Origin of the sequence: Burkholderia sp. AU39826 (genome assembly GCF_020419965.1) — a bacterium.
Taxonomy (GTDB): Bacteria; Pseudomonadota; Gammaproteobacteria; order Burkholderiales; family Burkholderiaceae; genus Burkholderia; species Burkholderia semiarida.
The window spans coordinates 440,393-465,407 of the sequence record NZ_JAIZQG010000002.1 but is presented as its reverse complement, the minus strand read 5'-3'; the positions used below and the strand labels follow the sequence as shown (position 1 = coordinate 465,407).

Below are 25,015 nucleotides of genomic sequence, written 5' to 3'. Positions count from 1 at the left end.
TTTGCTTATGGAGCGGCCGAACGGGCCGCCCGGTCGCGGTGCGGGCTCAGCCCTGCTTGTTGCCGCCGAACATCCCGGCGAGCTGCGTGAGCGTGCCGAGCACGTTCGACGTGTCGACCTGGCCGCCGGCCGGCACTTCGCCGTTCGGCGTCGCGCCGTTGACGACGTGCGGCAACACCTGCGCGAGGATCGACGAGGCCTGCGCGGGATCGATGCCGACCTTGCTCGCGAGCGAGCCGACGACGTCCGAGCCGAGCACGTTCTGCAGCGTATCCGGCGAGATCGGCTGGTTTTCGCCGGTGCCGACCCACGAACCGATGATCTCGCCGGCGCCGCCGGCCTTGAACTTCTCGATCAGCCCGTTCAGGCCGCCCGGCTGGTTGTTGATGAATTCGAGCGCGGTCGTGATCAGCGCGCTTTGCGAGTTGCCGCCGGCCTGGCCGCCGATCAGACCGCCGACGATGTCGAGGAGACCCATGGTTCTTCACCTTCACTGAAAAGGGCGCCGTGACGACGGCGCCCGTTGAACGAATGCCGCGCGCACGCCGTCGCGCGCGCGGCGCACATCAGGCGCCCGACGCCGCGGCGGCGGAGGCTGCCTTGTCCTTCTTGCTCTTCTTCTTCGAACCCTTCGCCGCCTTCGTGGACGATGCGGCCGCCGGTGCGCTCGCACCCGTGTCGGCGGATGCCGCTGCCGCCGCTGCCGCCTTTTCCTTCTTCGATGCGCGCTTGGTCTTGGCCGGCTTGGCGGCTGCTTCCGGTGCGCTCGCCGCCGGCGCGGGGGCCGTGGCCGTCGTGCCGGCCGTCGCGGTCGTGGACGTCGATGCGGTGCCTGCCGACGTCGTGGTCGATGGGGTCGCCGACGTCGTCGCGGCCGGCTTCGACGGCTTCACGCCCTTCGGCGGCGTCGACGAGCCGCCGATCGTCAGGCCGTTTTCCTCGAGATGCCCGACCGACTTCGTGCCGAGACCCTTCACGCGGTTCGCGAGATCGTCGGCGTCCTTGAACGGGCCGTTCTTGGTGCGTTCGTCGATGATCGCCTTCGACTTCACGGGCCCGAGACCCTTCACGGATTCGAGCGCGGCTTGGTCGGCCGTGTTGACATCGACGGCCGCGGCAAGGCCGGCGGCGAGCGACAGCGACAGCGCGACGAACAGCATCAGCAGCTTTTTCAGCATGGCAAGGGCTCCCTGGTTCTGACGGATGAATGGTTGTTGCAACGGACGGCGGCCCGCGAGCTGGCCGGGCGTCGCCGTTAAGCATAGGACAAATGCGTGCCCTTTTTGAGACAGGCTGATCGCATCTTGCTGAAGGCTTGCGGTGCTGTAAAGGCCGAAAGCGGTCGCGGCGGGCGATTTTGACCATTCTTTACGGTGTCGCAGGGGGCCGCGAGTGAACGCCGCACTGGCCGTCAGACAATGCTTGACTTAGAGTGAACTCTAACTCCTAACCTTGTTCGTGCCATGTCGAAAACCGTATCCCAACCCTCCGCCGCCGGTCCGCTGACGATCGGGCAAGTCGCCGAACTGACGGGCGTGTCGACGCACACGTTGCGGTATTACGAGCAGGCCGGCCTGCTGCGCGCGATTTCGCGCACGGCGGCCGGGCACCGGCTCTATGCGCCGGCCGACCTTGACTGGCTGGCCTTCGTGATGCGCCTGAAGGCGACCGGCATGCCGATCGCGCAGATGCAGGCGTTCGCGGTGCTGCGCGAGCAGGGCGAGTCGACGTTCCGCGCGCGGCGCGACTTGCTGGTCGCGCATCGCGACGCGGTGCGCGCGCATATCGCGGAGCTGCAGGCGAGCCTCGATGCGATCGGCGCCAAGATCGCGTACTACGAGGCGAAGGAACGGGAAACGGAACGACGGGCGAATCTTTCTCACTCTTTATCGGAACAGGACGGACAAGATGGAACGACTCGTTGAGGATCGCTACACGCGCGGCTGGAACAAGCTCAAGGAAATCGACGGCGAAGCGGGCGAACGCGTGATCGCGGCGCTTGCGCCGATCGCGCCGGATTTCGCGCGGCTCCTGGTCGAATTCAGCTTCGGCGACATCTACAGCCGGCCGCAACTCGACCTGAAGGCGCGCGAAATCGCGACGATCGCCGCGCTGGCCGCGCTCGGCAACGCGCAGCCGCAACTGAAGGTGCATATCGAGGCCGCGCTGAACGTGGGCTGCACGCGCGACGAGATCGTCGAGGTGTTCATGCAGATGGCCGTGTATGCGGGGATGCCGGCCGCGCTCAACGCGCTGTTTGCCGCGCACGAGGTGTTCAAGCGGCGCGACGAAGCGGCCGGCGGGGCAGACCACGCGAACGAAGCGGCCGGGCAGCCCGCATGACGGCGCGCGTCACGCGCGGTGCGGCGCGACGATCCGGTGCTTCGCGATGCGCCGGTACAGCGTCGCGCGCGACATGCCGAGCGCGCGGGCGGCCGCGTCGGGCCGCCAGCGATGCGCGGTGAGCGCGGCGACGATGCGCCCGCGTTCGTCATCGGGCAGCACGCCCGCCGGGGCGCCGCCGAGTTGCGCGGCGAGCTCGGCCGGCAGGTCGTGCCGCGTCACGCGCGCGGCGTCGCACACCGCGCACGCATAGCGCAGCACGTTGCGCAGTTGCCGCACGTTGCCCGGCCACGGGTAGGCCGCGAGCTGTTCGGCGAGCGTCGCATCGAGCGTCAGCACGTGGCCGGTCGCCTGCGCTTCCTCGGCGAACACGGCGGCGATCACGTCGCGCACGTCCGCGCGTTCGCGCAGCGGCGGCAGCTCGAACGTCGCGCCGCTCAACCGGTAGTACAGATCCTCGCGGAACGTGCCGTCGGCCACCATCCGCGCAAGATCGCGGTGCGTCGCGCAGATCACGTCGAGATCGACGCGCACCGGCGTATCGCTGCCGAGCGGCACGACCTCGCCGTCGGCCAGCACGCGCAGCAGGCGCGTCTGCAGCGCGAGCGGCATGTCGCCGATTTCATCGAGAAACAGCGTGCCGCCGTCGGCGAGCGCGATCTTGCCGCGCGCGCCGTGCTTGCGTGCGCCGGTGAACGCGCCGGCCGCATAGCCGAACAGTTCGCTCTCGATCAGCGCTTCCGGCAGCGCGCCGCAGTTCACGGCGACGAACGGCCGCGCGCGCCGCGCGCCGGCGTCGTGGATCGCGCGGGCGAACACTTCCTTGCCCGCGCCGGTTTCGCCGAGCACGAGGATCGGCAGCCGCTTGCTCGCGACGCGCAGCGCGAGTTCGGCCTGTTGCGCGATGCGCGCGTCGCTGCTGTGCAGGAACGGCGTCAGCGCGCCGACGTGACGCGGCGCGGCGGTGCCCGGGCGGCGCGATGCGTGGGCGGCTCGTGCCGCGCCCGGTTCGCGGCCGGCGCGCCTTAGCGGCGCGCGCAGCCGCGCGTAGAGCGGGGCGCCGGTCGCGCGCAGCCGCAGCGCGACGATCGCGTCGAGCCGCGCGGCGTCGCGCAGCGGCATCTCGGTCGCATCGAAGATCTCGTCGATATGGCGCGGCTCGCGCAGCGCCGGCAGCGCGTCGCGCGCGTGCCGGTTCGCGGCGACGATGTTGCCGCATTCGTCGAACGCGATCAGCCACTCGGGCTGCGCTTCGACGTAGTGACGGTTCGGATGCCCGAACAATATCCAGTGCTGCGCGGTGCTGTGCACGAAGTAGCCGTCCTCGATCAGCGCCGCGCTTTGCCGCACGAGCTGGTAGACGAGGCGCTGGCTGTCGCGGCCGTCGGGCGAATGCACGGCCGACGCGTCGAGCACGCCGATCAGCTCGCCGCCCGGCGAGAAGATCGGCGCCGCGCTGCACGTGAGCGTCGTGAACGCCGCGCGAAAGTGATCGGTCTTGTGCACGGTGATCGGCGCGAGATCGGTCAGCACGCTCGCGACGCCGCAGGTTCCTTCCTCGCTTTCCGACCAGCACGAGCCGATGTGCAGCCCCGCATGACGAAAGTCGTTGCGGCGCTCGCGGTCGATCCGGTAGTCGATCGTCACGCCGTGCGCGTCGGTCAGCATCACGCAGTAGTCGGCGACGCGGATCATGTCGTGCAGCCGCGTCAGGCACTGGCCCGACGCGCGCAGGAAGGCCTCTTCCTTGTCGCGCACTTCGCGCAGCTCGGCCGCGGTCAGCACGCGCGGGCCGATCGACGAAGCGGGGTCGAGGCGATAGCGCTCCAGCGATCGCTGCCACGAAGACACGAGGCGCGCGGAATCGGCCGGCGCGGGCAGGCGCCCGGCGAGCGCGCCGAGTATGCGGTCGGCGTGCTGGGCCTGGGGGACGGCGTAGGGCATGGTCGGCTCCGGGTACGGCGGGGATGTCGCTGTTCTTGTAGCACATCCGGTCCGGCGGATCACACTGCATTGCAGCACGCGGCGCGCGTGAGACGGTCGTCTCACCGGTATCCGATGCGTCTCGCGCGATTGAGACGGCCGCCCGCGCGCGGCGCGACGGTCGTCAGGCGGGGCGTCGCGCGCGCGGCGCCGCGCGAACGCAGGGTTTGCGGGCGGAACGCCGCGCATGCGCGCGCGCCGCGACGATCGCGTCGCCGTATCGACGGCATGAGACGTGCCGGCGAATCCGACGCGCGCCGCGCCGTCACGACCGCGCATTCCGAACGTGCGCATGCCCGCCGCGCCAGCGCGGACGCGGGTTTCGCGGGCATCGCATGCACGATGGCACGCCGCTTGCAGAGATGACGGGCAAGCCGGCGCGATCGCGTCGGCGACGACGATCCGCCGCCCGTCGATGGCAGCGGACGAAACAGGCGAGGGCGGCGCGCGCAATACGCCGGCCCTGCCGACTGGATGGAGACAAACCCGTGACGACGCCCGTTACCGTCGGCGTGATCGCGAACCCCGCATCGGGGCGCGACATCCGCCGCCTCACGACGCATGCATCCGTGTTTCCGACCGCGGAGAAGGCGAACATGATCGTGCGCCTGCTGGCCGGCCTCGGCGCGATGGGCGTCGAGCGCGTGCTGACGCTGCGCGACCGCACGGGCATCGCGACGCTGCTGCTGCGCGCGATCGACACGCATCGCGCGGTCGCGCCGCACGAGCGCTGGCCCCAGGTCGAATTCGTCGACCTGCCGATCACCGACAGCGTCGCCGACACGCAGGCCGGCGCCGCCTATCTGCATCGGATGGAAGTGTCGCTGATCGTCGTGCTCGGCGGCGACGGCACCCATCGCGCGGTGGCCGCGCATTGCGGCGCGACGCCGCTCGTCGCGCTGTCCACCGGCACCAACAACGCGTTTCCCGAACATCGCGAGGCGACCGTCGCCGGCGTCGCCGCGGGGCTCGTCGCGACCGGCGCCGTGCCGGCCGAGGTCGCGTTCGTGCGCAACAAGCGGCTCGTCGTGCGCTGCGTCGCGGGCGCGCAGCCCGGGCGCGAGGAGATCGCGCTCGTCGATGTGTGCGCCGCGCGGCAGCGCTTCGTCGGCGCGCGCGCGATCTCCGGCTCGGACGACATCGACACGCTCTATCTGACGTTCGCGGAACCGGACGGCATCGGCCTGTCCGCGCTCGGCGGCGCGTGGGCGCCGCTCGAACGCAGCGCGCCGCACGGGCTCGCGATGCGCTTCGCGGATGCCGGCAAGACGGCCGGCACGCCGCTCGTCGCGCCGATCGCGCCGGGGCGCGTCGACCGCGTCGTGATGCGCAGTTGCGAGCGGCTCGAGCCGGGCGCGTGGCACGCGATTCCGTTCGAGCGCGGCACGTTCGCGTTCGACGGCGAGCGCGAGATCGAGGTCGCGCGCGGCGATCGCTACGAGATCGCACTCGACTGGGGCGGACCGTTGACGGTCGACGTCGGCCGCACGCTGCGCTACGCGTCGTCACGGCAACTGCTGCGCGATGCCGGTGCGTGGCACGACTGATACACCGGTTTCACGAAGACGTTTCGACATCCATCACGATCATCAAGGAGACATCGCCATGACAGCCCCTCTCGAAGGACAGGTCGCCATCGTCACGGGCGGCGCGCGCGGCATCGGCCGCGGCATCGCGCTGACGCTCGCCGGCGCCGGTGCCGACATCCTGCTGGCCGACCTGCTCGACGACGCGCTCGACGCGACCGCCGGCGAGGTGCGCGCGCTCGGCCGCCGCGCGGCGATCGCGAAGGTCGACGTCACGCAGGCCGCGCAGGTCGACGCGATGGTCGCGCAGGCGCTCGGCGACCTCGGCGGGCTCGACATCCTCGTGAACTGCGCGGGCGTGATCAGCATCCGTCCGGTTGCAGACCTGACCGAGCGCGACTGGGATTTCGTGATGGACGTGAACGCAAAGGGCACGTTCCTCGGCTGCCGCGCGGCGCTCGCGCATCTGAAGGCGCAGCGGCGCGGCCGGATCATCAACGTCGCGTCGATCGCGGGCAAGGAAGGCTTCCCGAATCTCGCGCACTACAGCGCATCGAAATTCGCGGTCGTCGGCTTCACCAACGCGCTGGCGAAGGAGCTCGCGCGCGACGGCGTGACCGTCAACGCGATCTGCCCCGGCATCGTCCGTACCTACATGTGGGACCGGCTGTCCGACGAATGGAAGACCGACGGCGAATCGGTCGAGGAGTCGTGGCAGCGGCACCAGTTGACGCTGATTCCGCAGGGCCGCGCGCAGACGCCGGAAGACATGGGCCGGCTCGCGCTGTTCTTCGCGACGATGGACAACGTGACGGGCCAGGCCGTGAACGTCGACGGCGGCTTCACGTTTCACTGACGGCCGCAGGCCGTGCAATCCGCCGCCACGGCATGGCCGGGGCGGCATTCGCAGTCAGACCTACCCAGGAGACACACATGACCGCTTCGACACAGCTCGGCAGGGACAAGCTGCTGGACGCCTATCGGCTGATGCGCACGATCCGCGAATTCGAGGAACGCCTGCACGTCGAATTCGCGACCGGCGAGATACCCGGCTTCGTTCACCTGTACGCGGGCGAGGAGGCGTCCGCCGTCGGCACGATGCTGCACCTCGGCCTCGACGACTACGTGGCCACCACGCACCGCGGCCACGGCCATTGCATCGCGAAGGGCGTCGACGTGCACGGGATGATGGCCGAGATCTACGGCAAGAAGACAGGCGTCTGCCACGGCAAGGGCGGCTCGATGCACATCGCCGATCTGTCGATGGGGATGCTCGGTGCGAACGGGATCGTCGGCGCGGGCGGCCCGCTCGTGTGCGGTGCGGCGCTCGCGGCCAAGTACAGGAAAACCGGCGGCGTCGGCGTGTGCTTCTTCGGCGACGGCGCGTCGAACCAGGGCGTGATCTTCGAATCGATGAACCTCGCGTCGGTGTGGCGGCTGCCCGCGATCTTCGTCGCCGAAAACAACGGCTATGCGGAAGCGACGTCGTCGAGCTGGTCGGTCGCGACCGACAACATCGCCGATCGGGCGAACGGGTTCGGGATGCCGGGCGTGATCGTCGACGGCTTCGACTTCTTCGCGGTGCACGAGGCGCTCGGCGAAGCCGTCGACCGCGCGCGCAACGGCGGCGGCCCGACGCTCGTCGAGGTGAAGTTCACGCGCTATTTCGGCCACTTCGAGGGCGATGCGCAAACCTATCGCGCGCCGGGCGAAGTGCAGAAGCTGCGCGACGAGAAAGACTGCCTGAAGCATTTCGAAACGCGCGTCGTGCGCGCCGAAGCGCTGACGACGGCCGACCTGCGCGCGGTGGACGCCCAGGTGAAGGCGCTGATCGACGACGCGGTCGCGCAGGCGAAGGCGGCGCCGCTGCCGGATGCCGCCGACCTGCTCGCCGACGTCTACGTGTCGTATCCGTGAACCCGGCCTGACCGAGCAGCCGGCACGGCGAACCGAACATTCCAGGAGACAGACATGGCAAGGAAGATTAGCTATTCGCAGGCGATCAACGAGGCGCTCGCGCAGGAAATGGCGCGCGACGACAGCGTGATCGTGATGGGCGAGGACAACGCGGGCGGCGCGGGCGCGCCCGGCGAGGACGACGCATGGGGCGGCGTGCTCGGCGTGACGAAGGGGCTGTTCCACAAGTTTCCGGGCCGCGTGCTCGATACGCCGCTGTCGGAGGGCGGCTACATCGGCGCGGCGGTCGGCGCTGCCGCGTGCGGGATGCGGCCCGTCGCGGAACTGATGTTCATCGATTTCATGGGCGTGTGTTTCGACCAGATCTTCAACCAGGCGGCGAAATTCCGCTACATGTTCGGCGGCAAGGCCGTGACGCCGGTCGTGATCCGCGCGATGTACGGCGCCGGCCTGCGCGCGGCCGCGCAGCACTCGCAGATGCTCACGTCGCTGTTCACGCACATCCCGGGGCTGAAGGTCGTGTGCCCGTCGACGCCGTACGACGCGAAGGGGCTCCTGATCCAGGCGATCCGCGACAACGATCCCGTGATCTTCCTCGAACACAAGCTGCTCTATACGCGTGAGGGCGACGTACCGGAGGAATCCTATGCGATTCCGTTCGGCGAGGCGAACGTGCTGCGCGACGGCGACGACGCGACGATCGTCACGTACGGCCGGATGGTGCATCTGGCGATGGACGCGGCCGCGACGCTCGCGAAGGACGGCATCCAGTGCGACGTGATCGACCTGCGCACGACGTCGCCGCTCGACGAGGAAACGATTCTCGAAAGCGCCGAGCGCACGGGGCGCGTGGTGGTGGTCGACGAAGCGAACCCGCGCTGCTCGATCGCGACCGACATCGCCGCGCTCGTCGCGCAGCGCGCGTTCCGCTCGCTCAAGGCGCCGATCGAGCTCGTCACCGCGCCGCATACGCCCGCGCCGTTCGCCGGCGTGCTGGAAGACCTGTATATCCCGTCCGCCGATGCGATTGCGCGGGCGGTCCTGAAGACGAGGAGCTGACACGATGTCGATTCACATGATCACGATGCCCAAGTGGGGGCTGTCGATGGAGCAGGGGCAGGTCAATGGCTGGCTGAAGGCGATCGGCGAACGCGTGGCGAAGGGCGACGAGGTGCTCGACGTCGAGACCGACAAGATCTCGTCGGGCGTCGAATGCGCGTTCGACGGCACGCTGCGCCGGCAGATCGCGCAGGAGGGCGAGACGCTGCCCGTCGGCGCGCTGCTCGGCGTGGTCGCGGCCGCCGACACGAGCGACGCCGACATCGATGCGGCGATCGCCGACTTCCAGCGCGACTTCGTGCCGAGCGCGGCGTCCGACGAGGCGGCCGGCCCGCAGCCGGAGAAGGCGCGGATCGGTGGACGCACGATCCGCTTCCTGAAGCTCGGCGACGGTTCGGGCACGCCGGCCGTGCTGATCCACGGCTTCGGCGGCGACCTGAACAACTGGCTGTTCAACCATGCGGAACTCGCCGCGCACCGGCCGGTGTGGGCGCTCGATCTGCCCGGCCACGGCGAGTCGGAGAAGGCCGTCGAGACCGGCAGTCTCGACGAACTGGCCGACGCGGTGCTTGCGCTGCTCGATGCGCAGCACATCGAGCGTGCGCACCTGATCGGCCATTCGATGGGCGGCGCGGTGGCGATGACGTTGGCCGACAGCGCGCCGGCGCGCGTGGCGTCGCTCACGCTGATCGCGAGCGCGGGGCTCGGCACCGACATCAACCGTGCATACATCGACGGCTTCGTCGCCGGCAACAGCCGCAACACGCTGAAGCCGCACCTCGGCGCGCTGTTCGCGGACGACGCGCTGGTCACGCGGCAGCTCGTCGAGGATCTCGTCAAGTACAAGCGGCTCGAAGGCGTGCAGGCCGCGCTGGAGAAGATCGCGGACGCCGCGTTCGACGGCGCCGCGCAGCGGCGCGTATTCCGCGACCGGCTCGCGTCGCTTGCGCCGCGCACGCTCGTGATCTGGGGCGAGCGCGACCAGGTGATTCCCGCGCGGCACGCGCAGGGCTTGCCGGACGGCGTGCGCGCCGAGGTGATCGCCGCCGGCGGGCACATGGTGCAGATGGAGGCGGCCGCCGACGTGAACCGCCTGATCGTCGCGTTCCTCGGAGACTGACGATGGCCGCCGCGCTCGAACGACCCAGCCTCACGGCGCTCGGCCAGCCCGGCGCGAGAAGTCGCGACAAGCTCGCGCGCATTCCGGTGCGCGTCGAGCCCGCGGCCGGCGCGGCGCTGCCGAAGCCGCCGTGGCTGCGCGCGCGGCCGATGATGAGCGCGGCGGTGGCCGACATGGCCGCCGTGCTGCGCGAGCATCGGCTGCATTCCGTCTGCGAGGAGGCGATGTGCCCGAACATCGGCGAATGCTTCGCGCAGCGCACCGCGACCTTCATGATCATGGGCGGGCTGTGTACGCGGCGTTGCCCGTTCTGCGACGTCGCGCACGGCCGGCCCGAGCCGCTCGATCCCGACGAGCCCGCGCGGCTGGCCGACGCGGCGGCGGCGCTCGGGTTGCGCTACGTGGTGATCACGTCGGTCGACCGCGACGATCTGCGCGACGGCGGCGCCGCGCATTTCGCCGCGTGCATCGCGGCGGTGCGCGCGAGCGTGCCGGGCATCGGCGTCGAGGTGCTGACGCCGGACTTCCGCGGCCGCACGGCACGGGCGCTCGATGCGCTGTCGTCGGCGTGGCCCGACGTGTTCAACCACAACATCGAGACGGTGCCGTCGCTGTATCGGGCGGCGCGGCCGGGCGCCGACTATCGCGGCTCGCTCGAACTGCTCGCGCAGGCGAAGGCCGCGCGGCCGACGCTCGTGACGAAATCGGGATTGATGCTCGGGCTCGGCGAGCACGACGACGAGGTGCGCGACACGCTGCGCGACCTGCGCGCGCACGAGGTCGACGTGCTGACGCTCGGCCAGTATCTGGCGCCGTCGGCGCACCATTTGCCGGTGCGGCGCCACGTGAGCCCGGAGGCCTTCGCCGCGTGGCGCGACGAGGCGCTTGCGCTCGGTTTCAGGGAAGTGGTCGCCGGCCCGCTCGTGCGGTCCTCCTATCACGCAGCCGACGTGCTGGAGGGCGCGTAGCGCGCCGCGCTTCAGGCTGTGGCTGCGTGCGCGCGGCCAATGCGGCGCAGGTACAGCACGAGCCCCGCGCCCGCCAGCATCAGGCTGGCCGTGTTCGCGAACCAGAAGCCGCGCGCACCGGTCAGCCACGCGGGCGCGATCCCGCCGACGTCGAAGCCGAGCAGGTAGCCGCCGCTGAGTCCGACGCCCCACAGGGCGACCGCATAGATCACGGTCGGCACGACCGCCACCTTGTACGCGCGCAGCACGAACGCCGACGTGACCTGCAGCGCATCGAACACGTGGTAGCACGCGACGATCGCGACGAGCGGCATCGCGGCCGCGGCGACGGCCGGGTTCGGCGTGTAGCCGCCGATGATCAGCGGGCGCAGCGCGAACACGAGCACGCCGTAGGCAGCCGCCACGCCGCACGCGAACATCACGCTGTGCCGGCCGAGCAGCCGGGCTTCCTCGGCGTGCCCGGCGCCGAGCGCGCGCGCGACCAGCGTCGACGCCGCCACGCCGATCGACAGCGGCGTCATGTACAGCACCGCGCCGATGTTGCCGGCGATCTGGTGGCCGGCGAGCGTCGTCGTGCCGAACTGCGCGATGAACAGCGCCATGCACGTGTACGACGTGACCTCGATCAGATACGACAGGCCCATCGGCACGCCGAGCTTCAGGATTGCCTTCTGGCGCGCCCAGACGGGCCAGCAGAAGCGGGAGAAGATCGCGAGCGGCGCGAACACGTCGAGCTTCGCGAGCAGCGTGTAGCCGATCAGCGCGAGCGCCCAGTTGATCAGCGTGCTCGCGAGCCCGCAGCCGCGGCCGCCGAGCGCCGGCACGCCGAAGCCGCCGAAGATGAACCAGACGTTCAGCGGAAACTTGAGCAGCAGCGCGCCGATCTGCAGGATCATCGCGAGCCGGGGCTTGCCGGCCGCGTTGGTCAGCGCGTTGTAGATGCGGAATACGAGGCTCGCGGGCAGCCCGTACGACAGGATGCGCAGGTAGTCGACGGTGCGCTCGTGCAGCGCGGCGGGCGCATGCGCGATGCGCAACAGCGGCTCGGGAAAATGCAGCAGCAGGAAGCCGGGAATCGCGAGCAGCAGCGCGAGCCACAGCGCCTGGCGCACTTCCTCGCCGATTTCCGCATAGCGCCGCGCGCCGTACAGTTGCCCGGTGATCGGCTGCAGCGCGGACAGGATGCCGGTTAGACCGATATAGATCGATACGTAGATCGACGAGCCGAGCCCGAGCGCGGCGAGATCGACGGCCGAGTAGCGGCCGACCATCGCGGTGTCGATCACGCCGAACGCGATGATCGCGAGCTGGCCGACCAGCACCGGCCACGCGAGACCGACGATCCGGCGGATGTCGCCGAACATCGTCAATCGGCCGCCCGACGGCGCGGCGGACGCCGCTTGACGGGCGTCTTCGGCCGTTCGATGCGCTCGTACAGGCGGAAGCGCTCGTCGCGGTCGGCGACGCGGCGGCCTTCCCAGACGAGACGCCACACGTATTGCGACATCGCGCTCGGCTCGCCGAAGTCGGCACGGTCCTGGCGCAGGATCACGTCGCAGTCGCCGGAGAAATCGAAGTGCATGTCGCCGAAGTACGCGAAGGTCGCGATCTGCGCGTCGCCGAGCCGCACCGGCGAGATGCATTCGTAGTCGGACGGCAGGTGCACGGCGATCTGTTGCGCGACGTCGCGATAGGTCCGGCCGTAATTGACGATCGGCAGCCACAGCGTCATCAGCAGCACCCACATCAGCGTCGTGCCCGCGCCCGACAGCACGACGCTGCGCCACAGCACCTTCGGCTGCCGCGACACGCGCCACCGCACGATGAAGCACCAGCACACGGTGACGATCACCGCGCAGATGAACGACAGGATCTTGAAATGCGGCTCGTAGCCGGGCACGAGGCGCGCGAGGTTGCGCGCGAGCGGATGCGGAAAGCCGGTGAGCGATGCGAGCCACACCAGCCACACGAAGGTGCCGAGGATCGTGAAGCTCAGTACGGCAAACCAGTCGATCGCGTTGATCGCGCCGCGCTTGAGGGTCGGCAGCGCAAACGTCGCCAGCACCGCGAGCGGCGGCAGCAGCAGCATGTACATGCGGTTCGACTGCTGGCTTTGCAGGATCACGAGCGCGACGAGCGGCACGGCCACCGACAGCGGAATCGCGATGTGCGCGCGACGGCGCATGCCGGCCCAGCTCCACCACGCCCAGATCGCGAGCGGCCAGGCGGGCCACGTGAACAGCGGCAGGTTCTTCGCCGCATAGCCGAGCACGGCCGTCGGCGGGCCCGAAAAGCGCATCAGGCTGCCGTGGATCCACTGGTTGAAGAACCATGCGGCGTCGTCCGGCGCCGCGACGAAGGCGGCGATCGGCCACAGCGCGAAGATCGCGGCCGCGAGCGGCAGGCCGACCAGCGGCAGGCGCAGGTTGCGCATCTCGGGCGTGACGAGCCACAGCGCGGCCGTGCCCGCGAGCAGCGCGACGACCAGCACCGGGTTGCCGGACAGCGCGACGAGGCCCATCGCGAGGCCCCACCACAGTGCGCCTTGCAGCGGCTTGTCGATGCCGCGCACGATCCCGTACACGAGCATCGCGATCCACGCGAATTGCGCGAGTTGCGGCGTCGTTTCATGCCCGCGTTCCGCGAGGCCGAAGCAGGCGACGAGCACCAGCAGCGCGCCGTCCGCGAGCGTGCGGCCGTAGTCGCGCGGCTCGGGCTCGCCGCCGAATGCGTATTTGAACGGTTGAACCTCGGCGCGCCGGCCGAGCAGGTAGGCCGCGTACCAGACGAACGCGCACGCGGCGCAGAACAGCACGCCGGTATCGACGCGCGACGCGTTGCTTGCGTCGACCCACGGGCCGAGGCCGCGGATCGACAGTGCGCCGAGCCAGTAGCCGAGCGGCCCGTCGGTCGTGATGAACTTGCCGACCAGGTTCGGCAGCAGCCAGTCGTGCCAGCCGCCCTTGGCCATCGTCCACATCACGCCGAAGCCCGCCGCGTCCTCGTTTTTCCACGGGTCGCGGCCGAACAGGCCGAACGCCGCGTAGACGAGGCAGAGCGTGAGCAGCAGCCAGCGCGGCAGCGCACGCGTGGCGGAGGCGGTGAGACGGACGACAGGCTTCATGCAGATGAGCGATTTGTTATGGGCGGGCGGCCGGCGCGGCTGCGCGCGGTCGAGCCGGTTTCGAGCATCCGGCATTGTAGTCGCGCCCGCTGTTGTGCGTCAGGTCGTTGCCCGGGCGCCGGGCGGCGCCTTTCCGGGCGGGCAGAGACAAAAAAGGGCAGCCTGGGCTGCCCTTTCGTGCGGTACCGGTGCGTTGCAACCACCGGATGCGGTGCGAAGCTTACTTCGCGACCTTGCCGCTGGCGCGTGCGCCGAACTTGTTCTTGAACTTCTCGACACGGCCTGCCGTGTCCATGATCTTTTGCTGACCCGTGTAGAACGAGTGCGATTCCGACGACACTTCGATCTTGGCGAGCGGGTAGGTCTTGCCTTCGTGCTCGATGGTTTCACGCGTCTGGATCGTCGAGCGCGTGATGAACTTGAAGCCGTTCGACATGTCTTGGAAGACGACTTCGCGGTAGTCCGGGTGAATGCCAGGTTTCATGATTTTCCTTGGTGATAGCGGTAGCCAACCCGCCGCTTGGCCGGCCGTGCCGCCCCGATGGGAGCGTTTCGGCTGACGTCAAGCCCGGCGCGAGCCACTTGCCTAAGGTCGAAAAACGGCGATTATGCCAGAAAATCAGACGGTTGACGAATAATTTTCATGGTGCGTCGAGCGCGCCGGTGCCGGCCGGATCCTGCCGGTAGTAGCGCGCGAGCAGCCGGTACAGCTCCGGAAATTCGGACTCGAACGCTTTCGGCCGCACGAACAGCGCCTCGCTGCATACGGCGAAGAATTCCGACGGGTGGTCGGCCGCATAGGGATCGATCAGCGAGTCCCGCTCGAAGCGCGCCCACGCGCGCTCCGGCACCGCGTCGACGCGCGCGCAGAACTGGTCGTACGCATGTTCGAACACGTCGGCCCACACCTGCGCGTCGAGGCGCGGCGCATGCCAGCGGCGAAAAAGGGGCGGATAGCCGTCGGCCGCGCCATTGACCATGTCGATCTTGTGCGCGAACTCGTGGATCACCACGTTGTATGCATCCCGGCCGTCCGTCATCTGCGCGTCTTCCCACGACAGGATCACGGGGCCGCCTTCCCATGCCTCGCCGCTCGCGTCCTGCTCGACTTCGTGAACGACGCCGTCCTCGTCCTGCACCGTCTTGCGGATCACGAATTCGCCCGGATACACGACGACGCCGACCCAGCCGTCGTACAGCGACAGGTCGAGATTGAGCACGGGCAGGCAGGCCTGCGCGGCGATCGCGACGATCATCGCGTCGGTCAGCTCGAGCCCGTGCGCGGTCGAAAACGATTTTTTCGCGACGAACAGGCTCGTCATCTCGCGCAGCCGGCCGAGCGCGTCGGGCGGAAGATCGGCCAGGAACGGCAGCCGCTCGACGGTTTCGCGCCATAGCGCGTCGGGAATCGGATGGCTGCGCAGCGCGCGGTCGCGGCGGCGGTCGTCGAACCACCGGGTCAGTTTCGAAAGCATGGAGGCTGCGGACGAAAATCCAAAGCCTGTCTTTTAACTCAATCGATCTGTTTTTGCCATGCCGCGAAGAGGCCGCCGACGAGCGCCACGCCCGCGAGGAAGTAAAAACCGTCGAGCGACGCGAGGAACGACGCCTGTTGCGCCACCATCCGCGCGATCGACGCGATCGCGAGGCCGTGCGCGTCGTTCAGCGCGTGGCCGGCGGCCGCATAGCCGCGCGTGAGTGCATCGGCGGTCTGCTGGAACAGCGGGTCGAACACGTTCGCGCGCTCGACGAGCCGTGTCTGGTGCACGGCCAGCCGGTGCTGCTCGACGATGATCACCGACGACGTCGCGAACGAGATCGTCAGTTGCCGCACGATGTTCTTGAGCCGGTAGCCGTGCGTGTATTCGTCGATCGCGAAGATGCGGAACGTGAGGTTCGCGACCGGCAGCACGATGAACAGCAGCAGCAACCCGCGCAGCAGCAGCGGGACGATCAGCGCCGCCTCGCCGACCTGCGGCGTCATCCGCGTCATCCACAGCGCGGCCGTGACCGCGATCGCGAACCCCGGCACGACGAACCACTTCTTGTGCGTGACGAATTTCGCGTAGCGCAGATAGGCGAACAGCGCGGTGGCCGAGATCAGCGACATCGTGCCGACCAGGCGCCCGGCGTTCTCGACCGGATAGCCGAGCCCGCCCTCGAGAAACCGCGACGTCAGGTAGCTGAAGCCCGTCGTCTCGTAGTAATAGAACATGTAGAGCAGCAGCCCGATCTGGAACGTCCGCTCGCGAAACGCGTGCAGCCGCACGAGCGGCGTCGGGTGATGCCACTGGTGATAGGCGAACCACGCGAGCGCGCCGAGCCCGGCGATCGTCAGCGCGATCAGCATCGGCGAGCCGCTGTAGAGCTGGTAATGCACCTGCTGCAGCACGATCTGCAGCGCCCCTTGCGCGAGCGCGAACAGGACGTACGGCCAGAAGTGGCCGGAACCGCGTTCGTCGTCCGGCGTGCGGCCCGAATCGGGCAGCGTGAGCAGCGCGAGGATCGCGAACGCGATGCCGGCCGGCGCCGTGCACGCGAACAGCGCGCGCCACGTCGAATGCGCGACGAGCAGCCCGCCGACGATCGGCGCGAGCGCGCTGCCGAGCAGGATCATGATCAGGAACGCGCGAGTCGCGGGCGGCCGCTCCTGCGGCTTGAAACTGATCTGGATCAGGATCCGGCACGCGCCCATCATCGGGCCGATGAAATAACCCTGGAAACCGCGCGCGAACGCAAGCGCCAGCGACGTGTCGGCCAGCGCCGACGCGACCGCGCCGAACGAGAACATCAGCATGCAGCCCGCGACGTAGCGGCGATGGCCGAGCCGGTCGACCCACCATTGCTGCTGCAGGATACCGAGCACGGCCGTGACCGCGTAGGCGCTCGACGACCACACGAGTTCGTCGGGCGATGCGTTGATGCCGCCCGCGATGTAGCTCGCGAAGAACGAGAAGACCGCGTTGTCGAAGTAGTCGATGCCGGTGACGAGCGCGAGCGCCCATGGGAACAAGTCCGCGCGCAGGTTCGCGCGGCTCCACAGCGGCGATCGGCCGGGCACCGCGTTCATTCGCGATCCTTGCGGGCGCGCCGCGCGCCGGCTTCCGCCCGCCGCTGCGCGATCAGCGCATCGGCGTTTTCGCCGGCGAGGCGCCGTTCGACGTAGTCGATGTCGTGCTGCAATTCCTTGCGCAGCGCGACGGCTTCCTTCAGCTCGCGCTGGACGGCCGCGATCCGCCGGTCGAGCGTATCGATCTGCTCGGCGAGGCCGGCGCGGATGTCGCGCAGCGATGCGTCCGAATAGCGTCGCCGGCCGTCGCCGGTTTCTTCCAGCGGGCGCTTCAGCATTTCGGTGATGCCGTGCAGCGAGAAGCCGAGCGCGCGCAGCCGCAGGATGCGCGCGAAGCGCTCGAGGTCGGTTTCGTCGTAGAGGCGGTAGCGGCCTTCGCTGCGCGACGGCGTGACGAGCCCGCGCTCCTCGTAATATTTGAGCGTGCGCGGCGTGACGCCGAGCCGCGACGCGGCGTCGCTGACGGTCAATAACGGGGTGGAGGCGTCGTTCGGCATCGGAGGTGGCGGATTTCGGCGGAAGGATGACGCGATTATAGATCAACGTGTACGTTCACGTACAGGTTGGGGCCGAAAAACGGCCGCCAGGCGGAATGCGCGGGCGGCCGTGTCGCGCGGCGAGGGCGATCAGCCGCCGCGGCGCATCAGGTCGAAGAACTCGGAGTTGCTCTTCGTCTGGCGGATCTTGTCGAGCAGGAATTCCATCGCCTCGACTTCGTCCATGTCGTGGATGAACTTGCGCAGCACCCAGATCTTCTGAAGGATCTCGGGCTTGATCAGCATTTCTTCGCGACGCGTGCCCGACTTGTTCAGGTTGATCGACGGATAGACGCGCTTTTCCGCGAGGCGGCGCTCGAGGTGCACTTCCATGTTGCCGGTGCCCTTGAACTCTTCGTAGATCACGTCGTCCATGCGGCTGCCGGTTTCGATCAGCGCGGTGCCGATGATCGTCAGCGAGCCGCCTTCCTCGATATTGCGCGCCGCGCCGAAGAAGCGCTTCGGGCGCTGCAGCGCGTTCGCGTCGACACCGCCCGTCAGCACCTTGCCCGATGCCGGGATCACGGTGTTGTAAGCGCGGGCGAGACGCGTGATCGAGTCGAGCAGAATCACGACGTCGTGCTTCATTTCGACGAGGCGCTTGGCCTTCTCGATCACCATTTCGGCGACCTGCACGTGACGCGTGGCCGGCTCGTCGAACGTGGACGCGATGACTTCGCCGGCGACCGAGCGCTGCATTTCGGTCACTTCTTCGGGGCGCTCGTCGATCAGCAGCACGAACAGGACGACGTCCGGGTGGTTCTGCTTGATCGCGTGCGCGATGTGCTGGAGCATCACCGTCTTGCCCGACTTCGGCGACGCGACCAGCAGGCCGCGCTGGCCCTTGCCGATCGGCGCGATCATGTCGATGATGCGGCCCGTGACGTTTTCCTCGCCGCGCATCTCGCGCTCGAGCGCCAGCGGCTTGTTCGGGTGCAGCGGCGTGAGGTTCTCGAACATGATCTTGTGTTTCGAGGCCTCGGGCGGCTGCCCGTTGACTTTGTCGACCTTCACCAGCGCGAAGTAGCGCTCGCCGTCCTTCGGCGTGCGGACTTCACCTTCGATGGTGTCGCCGGTGTGCAGGTTGAAGCGGCGGATCTGCGACGGGCTGATATAGATGTCGTCGGTGCTCGCGAGGTACGACATTTCCGGCGAGCGCAGGAAGCCGAAGCCGTCCGGCAGCACTTCGAGCGTACCGTCGCCGAAGATCGTCTCTCCCGTCTTGGCGCGCTTTTTGAGAATGGCAAACATCAACTCCTGCTTGCGCAGGCGGTTCGCGTTTTCGATCTCCAGGCCATTGGCCATTTCGATCAGTTCGGACACGTGCAGAGACTTGAGCTCGGATAAATGCATACGGAGAACCCGCCAGGGAGGAGAAGCGACGAAAGAAAATAAGGGAGGAGGGCGAGCGGAAGCGCTCAGAGACTTAAATGCGTCTTGCCGACGTTTTTTAATTCTAGCATAGGCCGATTCGCGCTTGAGCGAGCGATCGGCGGCTTGGCGGCGGACGTGTTGCCGACTGACAACACGTCCGCGGATCTGCCGGTATTACAGGTGGCTGTCCAGGAATGCGGTGAGCTGCGACTTCGACAGCGCGCCGACCTTCTGCGCGGCAGCCGCGCCGTTCTTGAACAGGATCAGCGTCGGGATGCCGCGCACGCCGAACTTCGCGGGCGTGGCCTGGTTGTCGTCGACGTTGATCTTCGCGATCTGCAACTTGTCGCCGTAGTCCTTCGCGACTTCGTCGAGGATCGGGGCGATCATCTTGCACGGGCCGCACCATTCGGCCCAGAAATCGACGAGTACGGGCTTGTCGGACTTGACGACGTCCTGTTCGAACGATGCGTCGCTGATGTGTTTGATCTGTTCGCTCATTGGGTCAATACCTCTTACGGTTCGGGGACTGCCTGCTTGCGCGTTGCGGCGAACCGGCCGCCGTAGGCTGCCGGCCGCCGCGGCAGGTCACTCCGCCTTTCCGGAAAGGAGGGGCGTAAGCGCTGCATCCGCGGCTCGCGGGTCGTTCGGGCGTCATATTAGCCTAAATTGCTATCTGCTGCGGGCGGCGATAGTAGCCGCTACGCGAGTAGGGGTACGACGCGACGTTCGACCGTCGTGCCATGCAGGTGGAGGCCGGTTCGCCAATTGCAAGGGGCGCGCCGCATGCAACGTATCCGAATGGACGACGGGCCGGTTTGCCCGGCGACGTTCGCATTGATGCGAACAAACGGTCGCATTCGTCCGGAAGCGGTGATAGAATATGCCGTGACGGGCCTCCTCGCATGGTGGGGCGGTGAACCTGGTCAGGTCGGGAACGAAGCAGCCACAATCGTTTTCCGCCAGTGCCGAGGGTTGGGCTCGTCACCTTCCTTCTCGCCCCGTTCGCCGGGCGTTTTTTATTTCCGCGTCACACTCCGTTCGACCTGCGCGTTGCCCGTGTTCCGCACCGTTTCGCGTGTCGGCGCGACGCAGCGTTACTGATACAATTTCCCGATGACCTATCAAGTTCTCGCACGCAAGTGGCGTCCGAAGGATTTCGCTTCGATCGTCGGCCAGGAGCACGTCGTCAGGGCGCTCACGCACGCGCTCGATGGCGGGCGCCTCCATCACGCCTATCTGTTTACCGGAACCCGCGGTGTCGGCAAGACGACGCTGTCGCGGATCTTCGCGAAGGCGCTCAACTGTGAAACCGGCGTCACGTCGCAGCCGTGCGGCGTGTGTCGCGCCTGTCGCGAGATCGACGAGGGCCGTTTCGTCGATTACGTCGAGATGGACGCGGCGAGCAACCGCGGCGTCGATGAAATGGCCGCGCTGCTCGAGCGCGCGGTGTATGCGCCCGTCGATGCGCGCTTCAAGGTCTACATGATCGACGAAGTGCACATGTTGACGAACCACGCGTTCAACGCGATGCTGAAGACGCTCGAAGAGCCGCCGCCGCACGTCAAGTTCATCCTCGCGACGACCGATCCGCAGAAAATCCCCGTCACCGTGCTGTCGCGCTGTCTGCAGTTCAACCTGAAGCAGATGCCGGCCGGACACATCGTGTCGCATCTCGAGCAGATCCTCGGCGAAGAGCGGATCACGTTCGAGCCGCAGGCGTTGCGCCTGCTCGCGCGCGCCGCGCAAGGCAGCATGCGCGATGCGCTGTCGCTGACCGACCAGGCGATCGCCTATTCGGCGAACGAGGTGACCGAGTCGGCGGTGTCGGGCATGCTCGGCGCGCTCGACCAGACCTACATGGTGCGCCTGCTCGACGCGCTCGCGGCCGGCAGCGGCCCGGAAATCCTCGCGATTGCCGACGAGATGTCGCTGCGCAGCCTGTCGTTCTCGACCGCGCTGCAGGATCTCGCGAGCCTGCTGCACCGGATCGCGTGGGCGCAGTTCGCGCCGGGCTCGGTGCTCGACGAGTGGCCGGAAGCGGCCGATCTGCGCCGTTTTGCGCAGACGCTGAGCCCCGAGCAAGTCCAATTGTTCTATCAGATCGCGACGGTCGGGCGCGCCGAGCTCGGCCTGGCGCCGGACGAATACGCCGGATTCACGATGACGCTGCTGCGGATGCTCGCGTTCGAGCCGGCCGTTGGCGCCGGCAGTGCGCCGGGCGGCCAGCCGTCCGTGCCGCCGCGTGCCGTGCCGGCCCCGCGCGCTGCCGCGGCGCCGGCCGCCGCCGCCGCGGCGAAGCCGGTATCCGCAGCGCCCGCCAGCGCAGCGCGTCCGCAAGTTGCGACGCCGGCCGCACCTGCCGTGCCGGTCGCACGTTCGGCGCCGGCGCAGTCGGGCGACGAAGCCGGGCGGTCGGCCGCCAAGCCGGCTGCCGTCCCGTCGCCGGTGGAGGCAGCAGCGCCGGCGCCGGTCGCGGCCGACGCACGCGCCATCGTGCCGCCGCAGCCGGAAACGAAGGCGGCGCCCACCGGCGACGTGCCGGCTTCCGCCCTCAAGGAACCCGAGCCGCCTGCCGTTGCCGCCGTGCAGCGAAACGACGAACCGGCGCCGCAGGCCGAACCGACGCCGCGCGCCGCGTCGCCCGAGCCGGCCGCCGCGCGTCCGGCGGCGCGCGCCGGCGGTGCCGCCGCCGCGCTCGACGTGCTGCGCAATGCAGGGATGCGCGTGTCGTCGGACCGCGGTCGTGCAGGCGCTGCGGCCAAGCCGGCGGCGGCTCAGCCGGCCGCCGAGAAGCCGGCCGCGCCGCGGCCGGCCGTGCAGGTGCCGACCCCGCGTGCCGCCGCCCGCGCGCCGCAAGCCGCCGAGGCGCGCCAGCCGTCGCCGCCGTGGGAGGACATCCCGCCCGACGACTACGTGCCGCTCAGCGCCGACGAAATGTTCGGCGGTTCCGACGACGGCTTCGTGCCGGTGTTCGACAGCGGTCCCGACGATGTGCGTGTGACGCCGAAGCCGGCGGACGCGCGTCCGGCCGCGCCGATCGACACGCGCCCGCTACCGCCGGCGATCGCGCTCGATCCGATCGGCTTCGACGGCGAATGGCCGGCGCTGGCTTCGCGGCTGCCGCTGAAGGGTGTTGCATACCAGCTCGCGTTCAACAGCGAGCTGACGGCCGTCGATGCGAGCGCGTTGAAACTGTCCGTGCCCGTGCCGCAGTATGCGGACGCCGCGCAGGTGGCGAAGCTGAAGGCCGCGCTGGCCGATGCGCTCGGCAAGCCGGTCGAGGTGACCGTGGAGGTCGGGCCCGCACGGCGCACCGCGGCGGCGCTCGATGCGGCCGCGCGCGCGGCGCGCCAGCGCGAAGCCGAGCAGGAGATTCACGGCGATCCGTTCGTCCAGCAGCTCGTGCGCGAGTTCGGTGCACGCATCGTCGAGGGGTCGGTGCGTCCGCTCGCCGATTCCGCGCCGGACGGCGCGCCGCCTACACTCCATTGAACTGAGCGCCCCGCGACAGGCACAATCACGCCCCGCACACATTGGCCGGCACGCGCCGCGTGCCGGTTTTCACACGATCGAGAAGGAGTATTCCCATGTTGAAAGGCAACCTCGCCGGACTGATGAAGCAAGCGCAGCAAATGCAGGAAAACATGAAGAAGATGCAGGAGCAGCTTGCGCTGATCGAGGTCGAAGGGCAGTCGGGCGCCGGCCTCGTCAAGGTGACGATGACGTGCCGCAACGAAGTGCGCCGCGTGTCGATCGACCCGAGCCTGCTCGCGGACGACAAGGACATGCTCGAGGATCTCGTCGCCGCTGCGTTCAACGACGCGGTGCGCAAGGCCGAAGCCACGTCGCAGGAAAAGATGAGCGGCATGACGTCGGGCCTGCCGCTGCCCCCGGGCTTCAAGCTGCCGTTCTGAGCTTGGCGTCCTTGCCACCGTTTGCCGCCGTATGAAACAGCCGTCCGCCCTGTCCGCTCTCGTTGAAGCGTTGCGCGTGCTGCCCGGCGTCGGGCCGAAATCCGCGCAGCGCATGGCGGTTCACCTGATGCAGCACGACCGTGAGGGCGCGGAGCGGCTCGGCCGGTCGCTGCTGTTCGCGACCGAGCACCTGCAGCATTGCGAAAAGTGCAACACGTTCACCGAAGCACAGATCTGCGAGGTCTGCAGCGACGAGGAGCGTGATCCGACGCTGCTGTGCGTCGTCGAGACGCCCGCCGACCAGATCATGCTCGAGCAGACGATGACCTACCGCGGGCTGTATTTCGTGCTGATGGGGCGACTGAGCCCGCTCGACGGAATCGGTCCGAAGGAAATCCATTTCGACCGCCTCGTGCGGCGCGCATCCGACGGCGTCGTCAAGGAAGTCGTGCTCGCGACCAACTTCACGAACGAAGGCGAAGCCACCGCCCACTATCTCGGCCAGACGCTCAAGGCGCGCGGGCTGGCGGTCACGCGTCTCGCGCGCGGCGTGCCGGTGGGCGGCGAGCTCGAGTACGTGGACGCGGGCACCATCGCCCGCGCGATGCTCGATCGCCGCACGATGTAAGCCGGGCGCCGCCTGCTAGCGGCGCCGTTCCTCATGCCAGGGAGACACATGAGCACCAGCCAGGGCCCGCTCGCGGGCGTCAAAGTGCTCGAATTCGGAACGCTGATCGCGGGGCCGTTCGCGTCGCGGCTGTTCGCCGAATTCGGCGCGGAAGTGATCAAGATCGAGGATCCGAACGGCGGCGACCCGCTGCGCAAATGGCGCAAGCTCTACCCGGAGCAGGGCGGCACGTCGCTGTGGTGGTCCGTGCAGGCGCGCAACAAGAAATCGGTCACGCTGAACCTGAAAGCCGACGCCGGCAAGGCGATCGCGCGGCAACTCGCGCGCGAGGCCGACATCGTGATCGAGAACTTCCGTCCGGGCCTGCTCGAAAAGCTCGGGCTCGGCTACGACGTGCTGTCGGCCGACAATCCGGGCCTCGTGATGGTGCGCCTGTCCGGCTACGGGCAGACGGGCCCGTACCGCGACCGGCCCGGCTTCGGCGCGATCGCCGAATCGATGGGCGGGCTGCGCCACATCACCGGCTATCCGGATCTTCCGCCGCCGCGCATCGGCATCTCGATCGGCGATTCGATCGCCGCGCTGCACGGCGTGATCGGCGCGCTGATGGCGCTCCATCACCGCAAGGTCAACGGCGGCGCGGGGCAGGTGGTCGACGTTGCACTGTATGAAGCCGTCTTCAACATGATGGAAAGCGTGGTGCCCGAATACGGCGTGTACGGGATGGTGCGCGAGCGCACCGGCGCGTCGCTGCCGGGCATCGTGCCGTCGAACACGTATGCATGCCGCGACGGCAGCATCGTGATCGGCGGCAACAGCGACCCGATCTTCAAGCGGCTGATGAAGGCGATCGAGCGCGACGACCTCGCCGACGATCCCGCGCTCGCGCAGAACGACGGGCGCGTGCCGCGCACGCAGGAAATCGACGACGCGATCGCCGCGTGGCTCGCGCCGCGCACGATCGACGAGGCGCTCGGCGTGCTGAACGCGGCCGACGTGCCGGCCGGACGCATCTACAGCGCGGCCGACATGTTCACCGATCCGCAGTTCGTCGCCCGCCAGATGATCCAGCGGTTCAAGCTGGCCGACGGCACCGACATTCCGCTGCCGAACATCACGCCGAAGCTGTCGGCCACGCCGGGCGAAACGCGCTGGCTCGGGCCCGAGCTCGGCGAGCACACCGACGAGGTGCTGCGCGGCCTCGGCTACGACACGCAGGCGATTGCCGCACTGCGCGAGGCGGGCGCGATCTGAGCGCAGCCGGCCCGGCGATGGGATCCCGTCGTCCAGACTTTCGTCGGGGCGGCAAATCGGGCGACACGGTGTTTTCCCCAGCGCGCGGAACGCCGCCGCGCAGTACGGCGGCGCATCGCGCGCCCATGCGTATACCCGCCCGTCTGCGGTGGCTGGACTGTCGCTCTCGCGCCATCCTTCCTCGGTTACAATCGCC

General features: G+C 68.7%; 23 protein-coding genes and 1 other RNA gene. 13 read left to right on the top strand and 11 right to left on the bottom strand.

Going from position 1 to position 25,015, the window contains the following annotated elements; genetic code table 11:
- Positions 1-46: 46 nt before the first annotated feature.
- Positions 47-478, bottom strand: coding sequence for a YidB family protein (locus LGM42_RS06945; protein WP_099316472.1), 432 nt, complete (start codon positions 476-478; stop codon positions 47-49).
- A gap of 88 nt (positions 479-566) precedes the next feature.
- Positions 567-1,178: a ComEA family DNA-binding protein gene (locus LGM42_RS06940; protein ID WP_124861762.1), complete on the bottom strand. Its 612-nt coding sequence runs from the start codon at positions 1,176-1,178 to the stop codon at positions 567-569.
- Between the two features lie 285 nt (positions 1,179-1,463).
- Between LGM42_RS06940 and LGM42_RS06935 the strand changes: the two genes are divergently transcribed.
- Entirely contained in the window at positions 1,464-1,925 is a 462-nt protein-coding gene (locus tag LGM42_RS06935) for a MerR family transcriptional regulator (protein WP_060316471.1), read from the top strand.
- Positions 1,909-2,343, top strand: a complete 435-nt coding sequence (locus LGM42_RS06930) for a carboxymuconolactone decarboxylase family protein (RefSeq protein WP_059585287.1) — start codon at positions 1,909-1,911, stop codon at positions 2,341-2,343. Before LGM42_RS06935 ends, LGM42_RS06930 begins: the two co-directional genes overlap by 17 nt.
- Positions 2,344-2,352: 9 nt before the next feature.
- Here the strand turns inward: LGM42_RS06930 and LGM42_RS06925 are convergent, their stop codons facing one another.
- A complete protein-coding gene (locus tag LGM42_RS06925; RefSeq protein WP_226231861.1) occupies positions 2,353-4,287 on the bottom strand; it encodes a sigma-54-dependent Fis family transcriptional regulator in 1,935 nt (644 codons plus the stop codon).
- A gap of 527 nt (positions 4,288-4,814) precedes the next feature.
- On the opposite strand from LGM42_RS06925, the gene LGM42_RS06920 reads away from it, so the two are divergent.
- The 6 genes from LGM42_RS06920 to lipA all read left to right on the top strand — a co-directional run bounded on the left by LGM42_RS06920 (position 4,815) and on the right by lipA (position 10,916).
- The gene (locus LGM42_RS06920) at positions 4,815-5,873 is read left to right on the top strand and encodes an ATP-NAD kinase family protein (RefSeq protein ID WP_226231860.1); all 1,059 of its coding nucleotides are present in this window, start codon (positions 4,815-4,817) and stop codon (positions 5,871-5,873) included.
- 58 nt (positions 5,874-5,931) lie between these two features.
- Positions 5,932-6,708 carry an SDR family NAD(P)-dependent oxidoreductase gene (locus LGM42_RS06915; protein WP_060316456.1) on the top strand — a complete coding sequence of 259 codons (777 nt, stop codon included), beginning with the start codon at positions 5,932-5,934 and terminating at the stop codon, positions 6,706-6,708.
- 77 nt (positions 6,709-6,785) lie between these two features.
- The gene (locus LGM42_RS06910; RefSeq protein ID WP_059645684.1) at positions 6,786-7,769 is read left to right on the top strand and encodes a thiamine pyrophosphate-dependent dehydrogenase E1 component subunit alpha; all 984 of its coding nucleotides are present in this window, start codon (positions 6,786-6,788) and stop codon (positions 7,767-7,769) included.
- A gap of 54 nt (positions 7,770-7,823) precedes the next feature.
- Entirely contained in the window at positions 7,824-8,828 is a 1,005-nt protein-coding gene (locus LGM42_RS06905; protein ID WP_226231859.1) for an alpha-ketoacid dehydrogenase subunit beta, read from the top strand.
- Between the two features lie 4 nt (positions 8,829-8,832).
- Complete coding sequence (locus LGM42_RS06900; protein WP_226231858.1) at positions 8,833-9,948, top strand: acetoin dehydrogenase dihydrolipoyllysine-residue acetyltransferase subunit; 1,116 nt, start codon at positions 8,833-8,835, stop codon at positions 9,946-9,948.
- A 2-nt stretch (positions 9,949-9,950) separates the two neighbouring features.
- Entirely contained in the window at positions 9,951-10,916 is a 966-nt protein-coding gene (gene lipA, locus LGM42_RS06895; RefSeq protein WP_226231857.1) for a lipoyl synthase, read from the top strand.
- Positions 10,917-10,927: 11 nt separating this feature from the next.
- Here lipA and LGM42_RS06890 read toward each other — a convergent pair whose 3' ends face one another.
- The 8 genes from LGM42_RS06890 to trxA form a co-directional block, all read right to left on the bottom strand.
- Positions 10,928-12,280, bottom strand: coding sequence for an MATE family efflux transporter (locus tag LGM42_RS06890; RefSeq protein WP_226231856.1), 1,353 nt, complete (start codon positions 12,278-12,280; stop codon positions 10,928-10,930).
- Positions 12,281-12,282: 2 nt separating this feature from the next.
- The gene (locus LGM42_RS06885) at positions 12,283-14,115 is read right to left on the bottom strand and encodes an ArnT family glycosyltransferase (protein ID WP_089464815.1); all 1,833 of its coding nucleotides are present in this window, start codon (positions 14,113-14,115) and stop codon (positions 12,283-12,285) included.
- Between the two features lie 145 nt (positions 14,116-14,260).
- On the bottom strand, positions 14,261-14,524 hold the full coding sequence (locus tag LGM42_RS06880; protein WP_040144297.1) for a type B 50S ribosomal protein L31: 264 nt from the start codon (positions 14,522-14,524) through the stop codon (positions 14,261-14,263).
- A gap of 157 nt (positions 14,525-14,681) precedes the next feature.
- Positions 14,682-15,515, bottom strand: coding sequence for a zinc-dependent peptidase (locus LGM42_RS06875; RefSeq protein ID WP_226231855.1), 834 nt, complete (start codon positions 15,513-15,515; stop codon positions 14,682-14,684).
- A 38-nt stretch (positions 15,516-15,553) separates the two neighbouring features.
- Positions 15,554-17,110, bottom strand: a complete 1,557-nt coding sequence (locus LGM42_RS06870; protein ID WP_226231854.1) for an MFS transporter — start codon at positions 17,108-17,110, stop codon at positions 15,554-15,556.
- Positions 17,107-17,607 (bottom strand): MerR family transcriptional regulator, encoded by a 501-nt coding sequence (locus tag LGM42_RS06865; protein ID WP_059645701.1) that lies wholly within the window; start codon positions 17,605-17,607, stop codon positions 17,107-17,109. The genes LGM42_RS06870 and LGM42_RS06865 overlap by 4 nt, the downstream gene beginning before the upstream one ends.
- A gap of 129 nt (positions 17,608-17,736) precedes the next feature.
- Complete coding sequence (gene rho / locus LGM42_RS06860; RefSeq protein WP_006753675.1) at positions 17,737-18,999, bottom strand: transcription termination factor Rho; 1,263 nt, start codon at positions 18,997-18,999, stop codon at positions 17,737-17,739.
- A gap of 195 nt (positions 19,000-19,194) precedes the next feature.
- The gene (trxA, locus tag LGM42_RS06855) at positions 19,195-19,521 is read right to left on the bottom strand and encodes a thioredoxin TrxA (RefSeq protein ID WP_006402348.1); all 327 of its coding nucleotides are present in this window, start codon (positions 19,519-19,521) and stop codon (positions 19,195-19,197) included.
- Positions 19,522-19,910: 389 nt separating this feature from the next.
- Here trxA and ffs point away from each other — a divergent pair.
- The 5 genes from ffs to LGM42_RS06830 all read left to right on the top strand — a co-directional run bounded on the left by ffs (position 19,911) and on the right by LGM42_RS06830 (position 24,819).
- Positions 19,911-20,009: signal recognition particle sRNA small type (ffs, locus tag LGM42_RS06850), an RNA gene on the top strand.
- Positions 20,010-20,136: 127 nt separating this feature from the next.
- Entirely contained in the window at positions 20,137-22,515 is a 2,379-nt protein-coding gene (locus tag LGM42_RS06845) for a DNA polymerase III subunit gamma/tau (RefSeq protein ID WP_226231853.1), read from the top strand.
- Positions 22,516-22,610: 95 nt separating this feature from the next.
- The gene (locus LGM42_RS06840; RefSeq protein WP_006482124.1) at positions 22,611-22,937 is read left to right on the top strand and encodes a YbaB/EbfC family nucleoid-associated protein; all 327 of its coding nucleotides are present in this window, start codon (positions 22,611-22,613) and stop codon (positions 22,935-22,937) included.
- Positions 22,938-22,968: 31 nt separating this feature from the next.
- Positions 22,969-23,565: a recombination mediator RecR gene (recR, locus tag LGM42_RS06835; RefSeq protein ID WP_006478665.1), complete on the top strand. Its 597-nt coding sequence runs from the start codon at positions 22,969-22,971 to the stop codon at positions 23,563-23,565.
- A gap of 48 nt (positions 23,566-23,613) precedes the next feature.
- Positions 23,614-24,819 (top strand): CaiB/BaiF CoA transferase family protein, encoded by a 1,206-nt coding sequence (locus LGM42_RS06830; protein WP_226231852.1) that lies wholly within the window; start codon positions 23,614-23,616, stop codon positions 24,817-24,819.
- Positions 24,820-25,015 lie beyond the last annotated feature (196 nt).

Coding starts and splice junctions, on each gene's coding strand:
- LGM42_RS06945 (WP_099316472.1), bottom strand. CDS start 478: ATGGGTCTCCTCGACATCGTCGGCGGTCTGATCGGCGGCCAGGCCGGC.
- LGM42_RS06940 (WP_124861762.1), bottom strand. CDS start 1,178: ATGCTGAAAAAGCTGCTGATGCTGTTCGTCGCGCTGTCGCTGTCGCTC.
- LGM42_RS06935 (WP_060316471.1), top strand. CDS start 1,464: ATGTCGAAAACCGTATCCCAACCCTCCGCCGCCGGTCCGCTGACGATC.
- LGM42_RS06930 (WP_059585287.1), top strand. CDS start 1,909: ATGGAACGACTCGTTGAGGATCGCTACACGCGCGGCTGGAACAAGCTC.
- LGM42_RS06925 (WP_226231861.1), bottom strand. CDS start 4,287: ATGCCCTACGCCGTCCCCCAGGCCCAGCACGCCGACCGCATACTCGGC.
- LGM42_RS06915 (WP_060316456.1), top strand. CDS start 5,932: ATGACAGCCCCTCTCGAAGGACAGGTCGCCATCGTCACGGGCGGCGCG.
- LGM42_RS06910 (WP_059645684.1), top strand. CDS start 6,786: ATGACCGCTTCGACACAGCTCGGCAGGGACAAGCTGCTGGACGCCTAT.
- LGM42_RS06905 (WP_226231859.1), top strand. CDS start 7,824: ATGGCAAGGAAGATTAGCTATTCGCAGGCGATCAACGAGGCGCTCGCG.
- LGM42_RS06900 (WP_226231858.1), top strand. CDS start 8,833: ATGTCGATTCACATGATCACGATGCCCAAGTGGGGGCTGTCGATGGAG.
- lipA (WP_226231857.1), top strand. CDS start 9,951: ATGGCCGCCGCGCTCGAACGACCCAGCCTCACGGCGCTCGGCCAGCCC.
- LGM42_RS06890 (WP_226231856.1), bottom strand. CDS start 12,280: ATGTTCGGCGACATCCGCCGGATCGTCGGTCTCGCGTGGCCGGTGCTG.
- LGM42_RS06885 (WP_089464815.1), bottom strand. CDS start 14,115: ATGCCGGATGCTCGAAACCGGCTCGACCGCGCGCAGCCGCGCCGGCCG.
- LGM42_RS06880 (WP_040144297.1), bottom strand. CDS start 14,524: ATGAAACCTGGCATTCACCCGGACTACCGCGAAGTCGTCTTCCAAGAC.
- LGM42_RS06875 (WP_226231855.1), bottom strand. CDS start 15,515: ATGCTTTCGAAACTGACCCGGTGGTTCGACGACCGCCGCCGCGACCGC.
- LGM42_RS06870 (WP_226231854.1), bottom strand. CDS start 17,110: ATGAACGCGGTGCCCGGCCGATCGCCGCTGTGGAGCCGCGCGAACCTG.
- LGM42_RS06865 (WP_059645701.1), bottom strand. CDS start 17,607: ATGCCGAACGACGCCTCCACCCCGTTATTGACCGTCAGCGACGCCGCG.
- rho (WP_006753675.1), bottom strand. CDS start 18,999: ATGCATTTATCCGAGCTCAAGTCTCTGCACGTGTCCGAACTGATCGAA.
- trxA (WP_006402348.1), bottom strand. CDS start 19,521: ATGAGCGAACAGATCAAACACATCAGCGACGCATCGTTCGAACAGGAC.
- LGM42_RS06845 (WP_226231853.1), top strand. CDS start 20,137: ATGACCTATCAAGTTCTCGCACGCAAGTGGCGTCCGAAGGATTTCGCT.
- LGM42_RS06840 (WP_006482124.1), top strand. CDS start 22,611: ATGTTGAAAGGCAACCTCGCCGGACTGATGAAGCAAGCGCAGCAAATG.
- recR (WP_006478665.1), top strand. CDS start 22,969: ATGAAACAGCCGTCCGCCCTGTCCGCTCTCGTTGAAGCGTTGCGCGTG.
- LGM42_RS06830 (WP_226231852.1), top strand. CDS start 23,614: ATGAGCACCAGCCAGGGCCCGCTCGCGGGCGTCAAAGTGCTCGAATTC.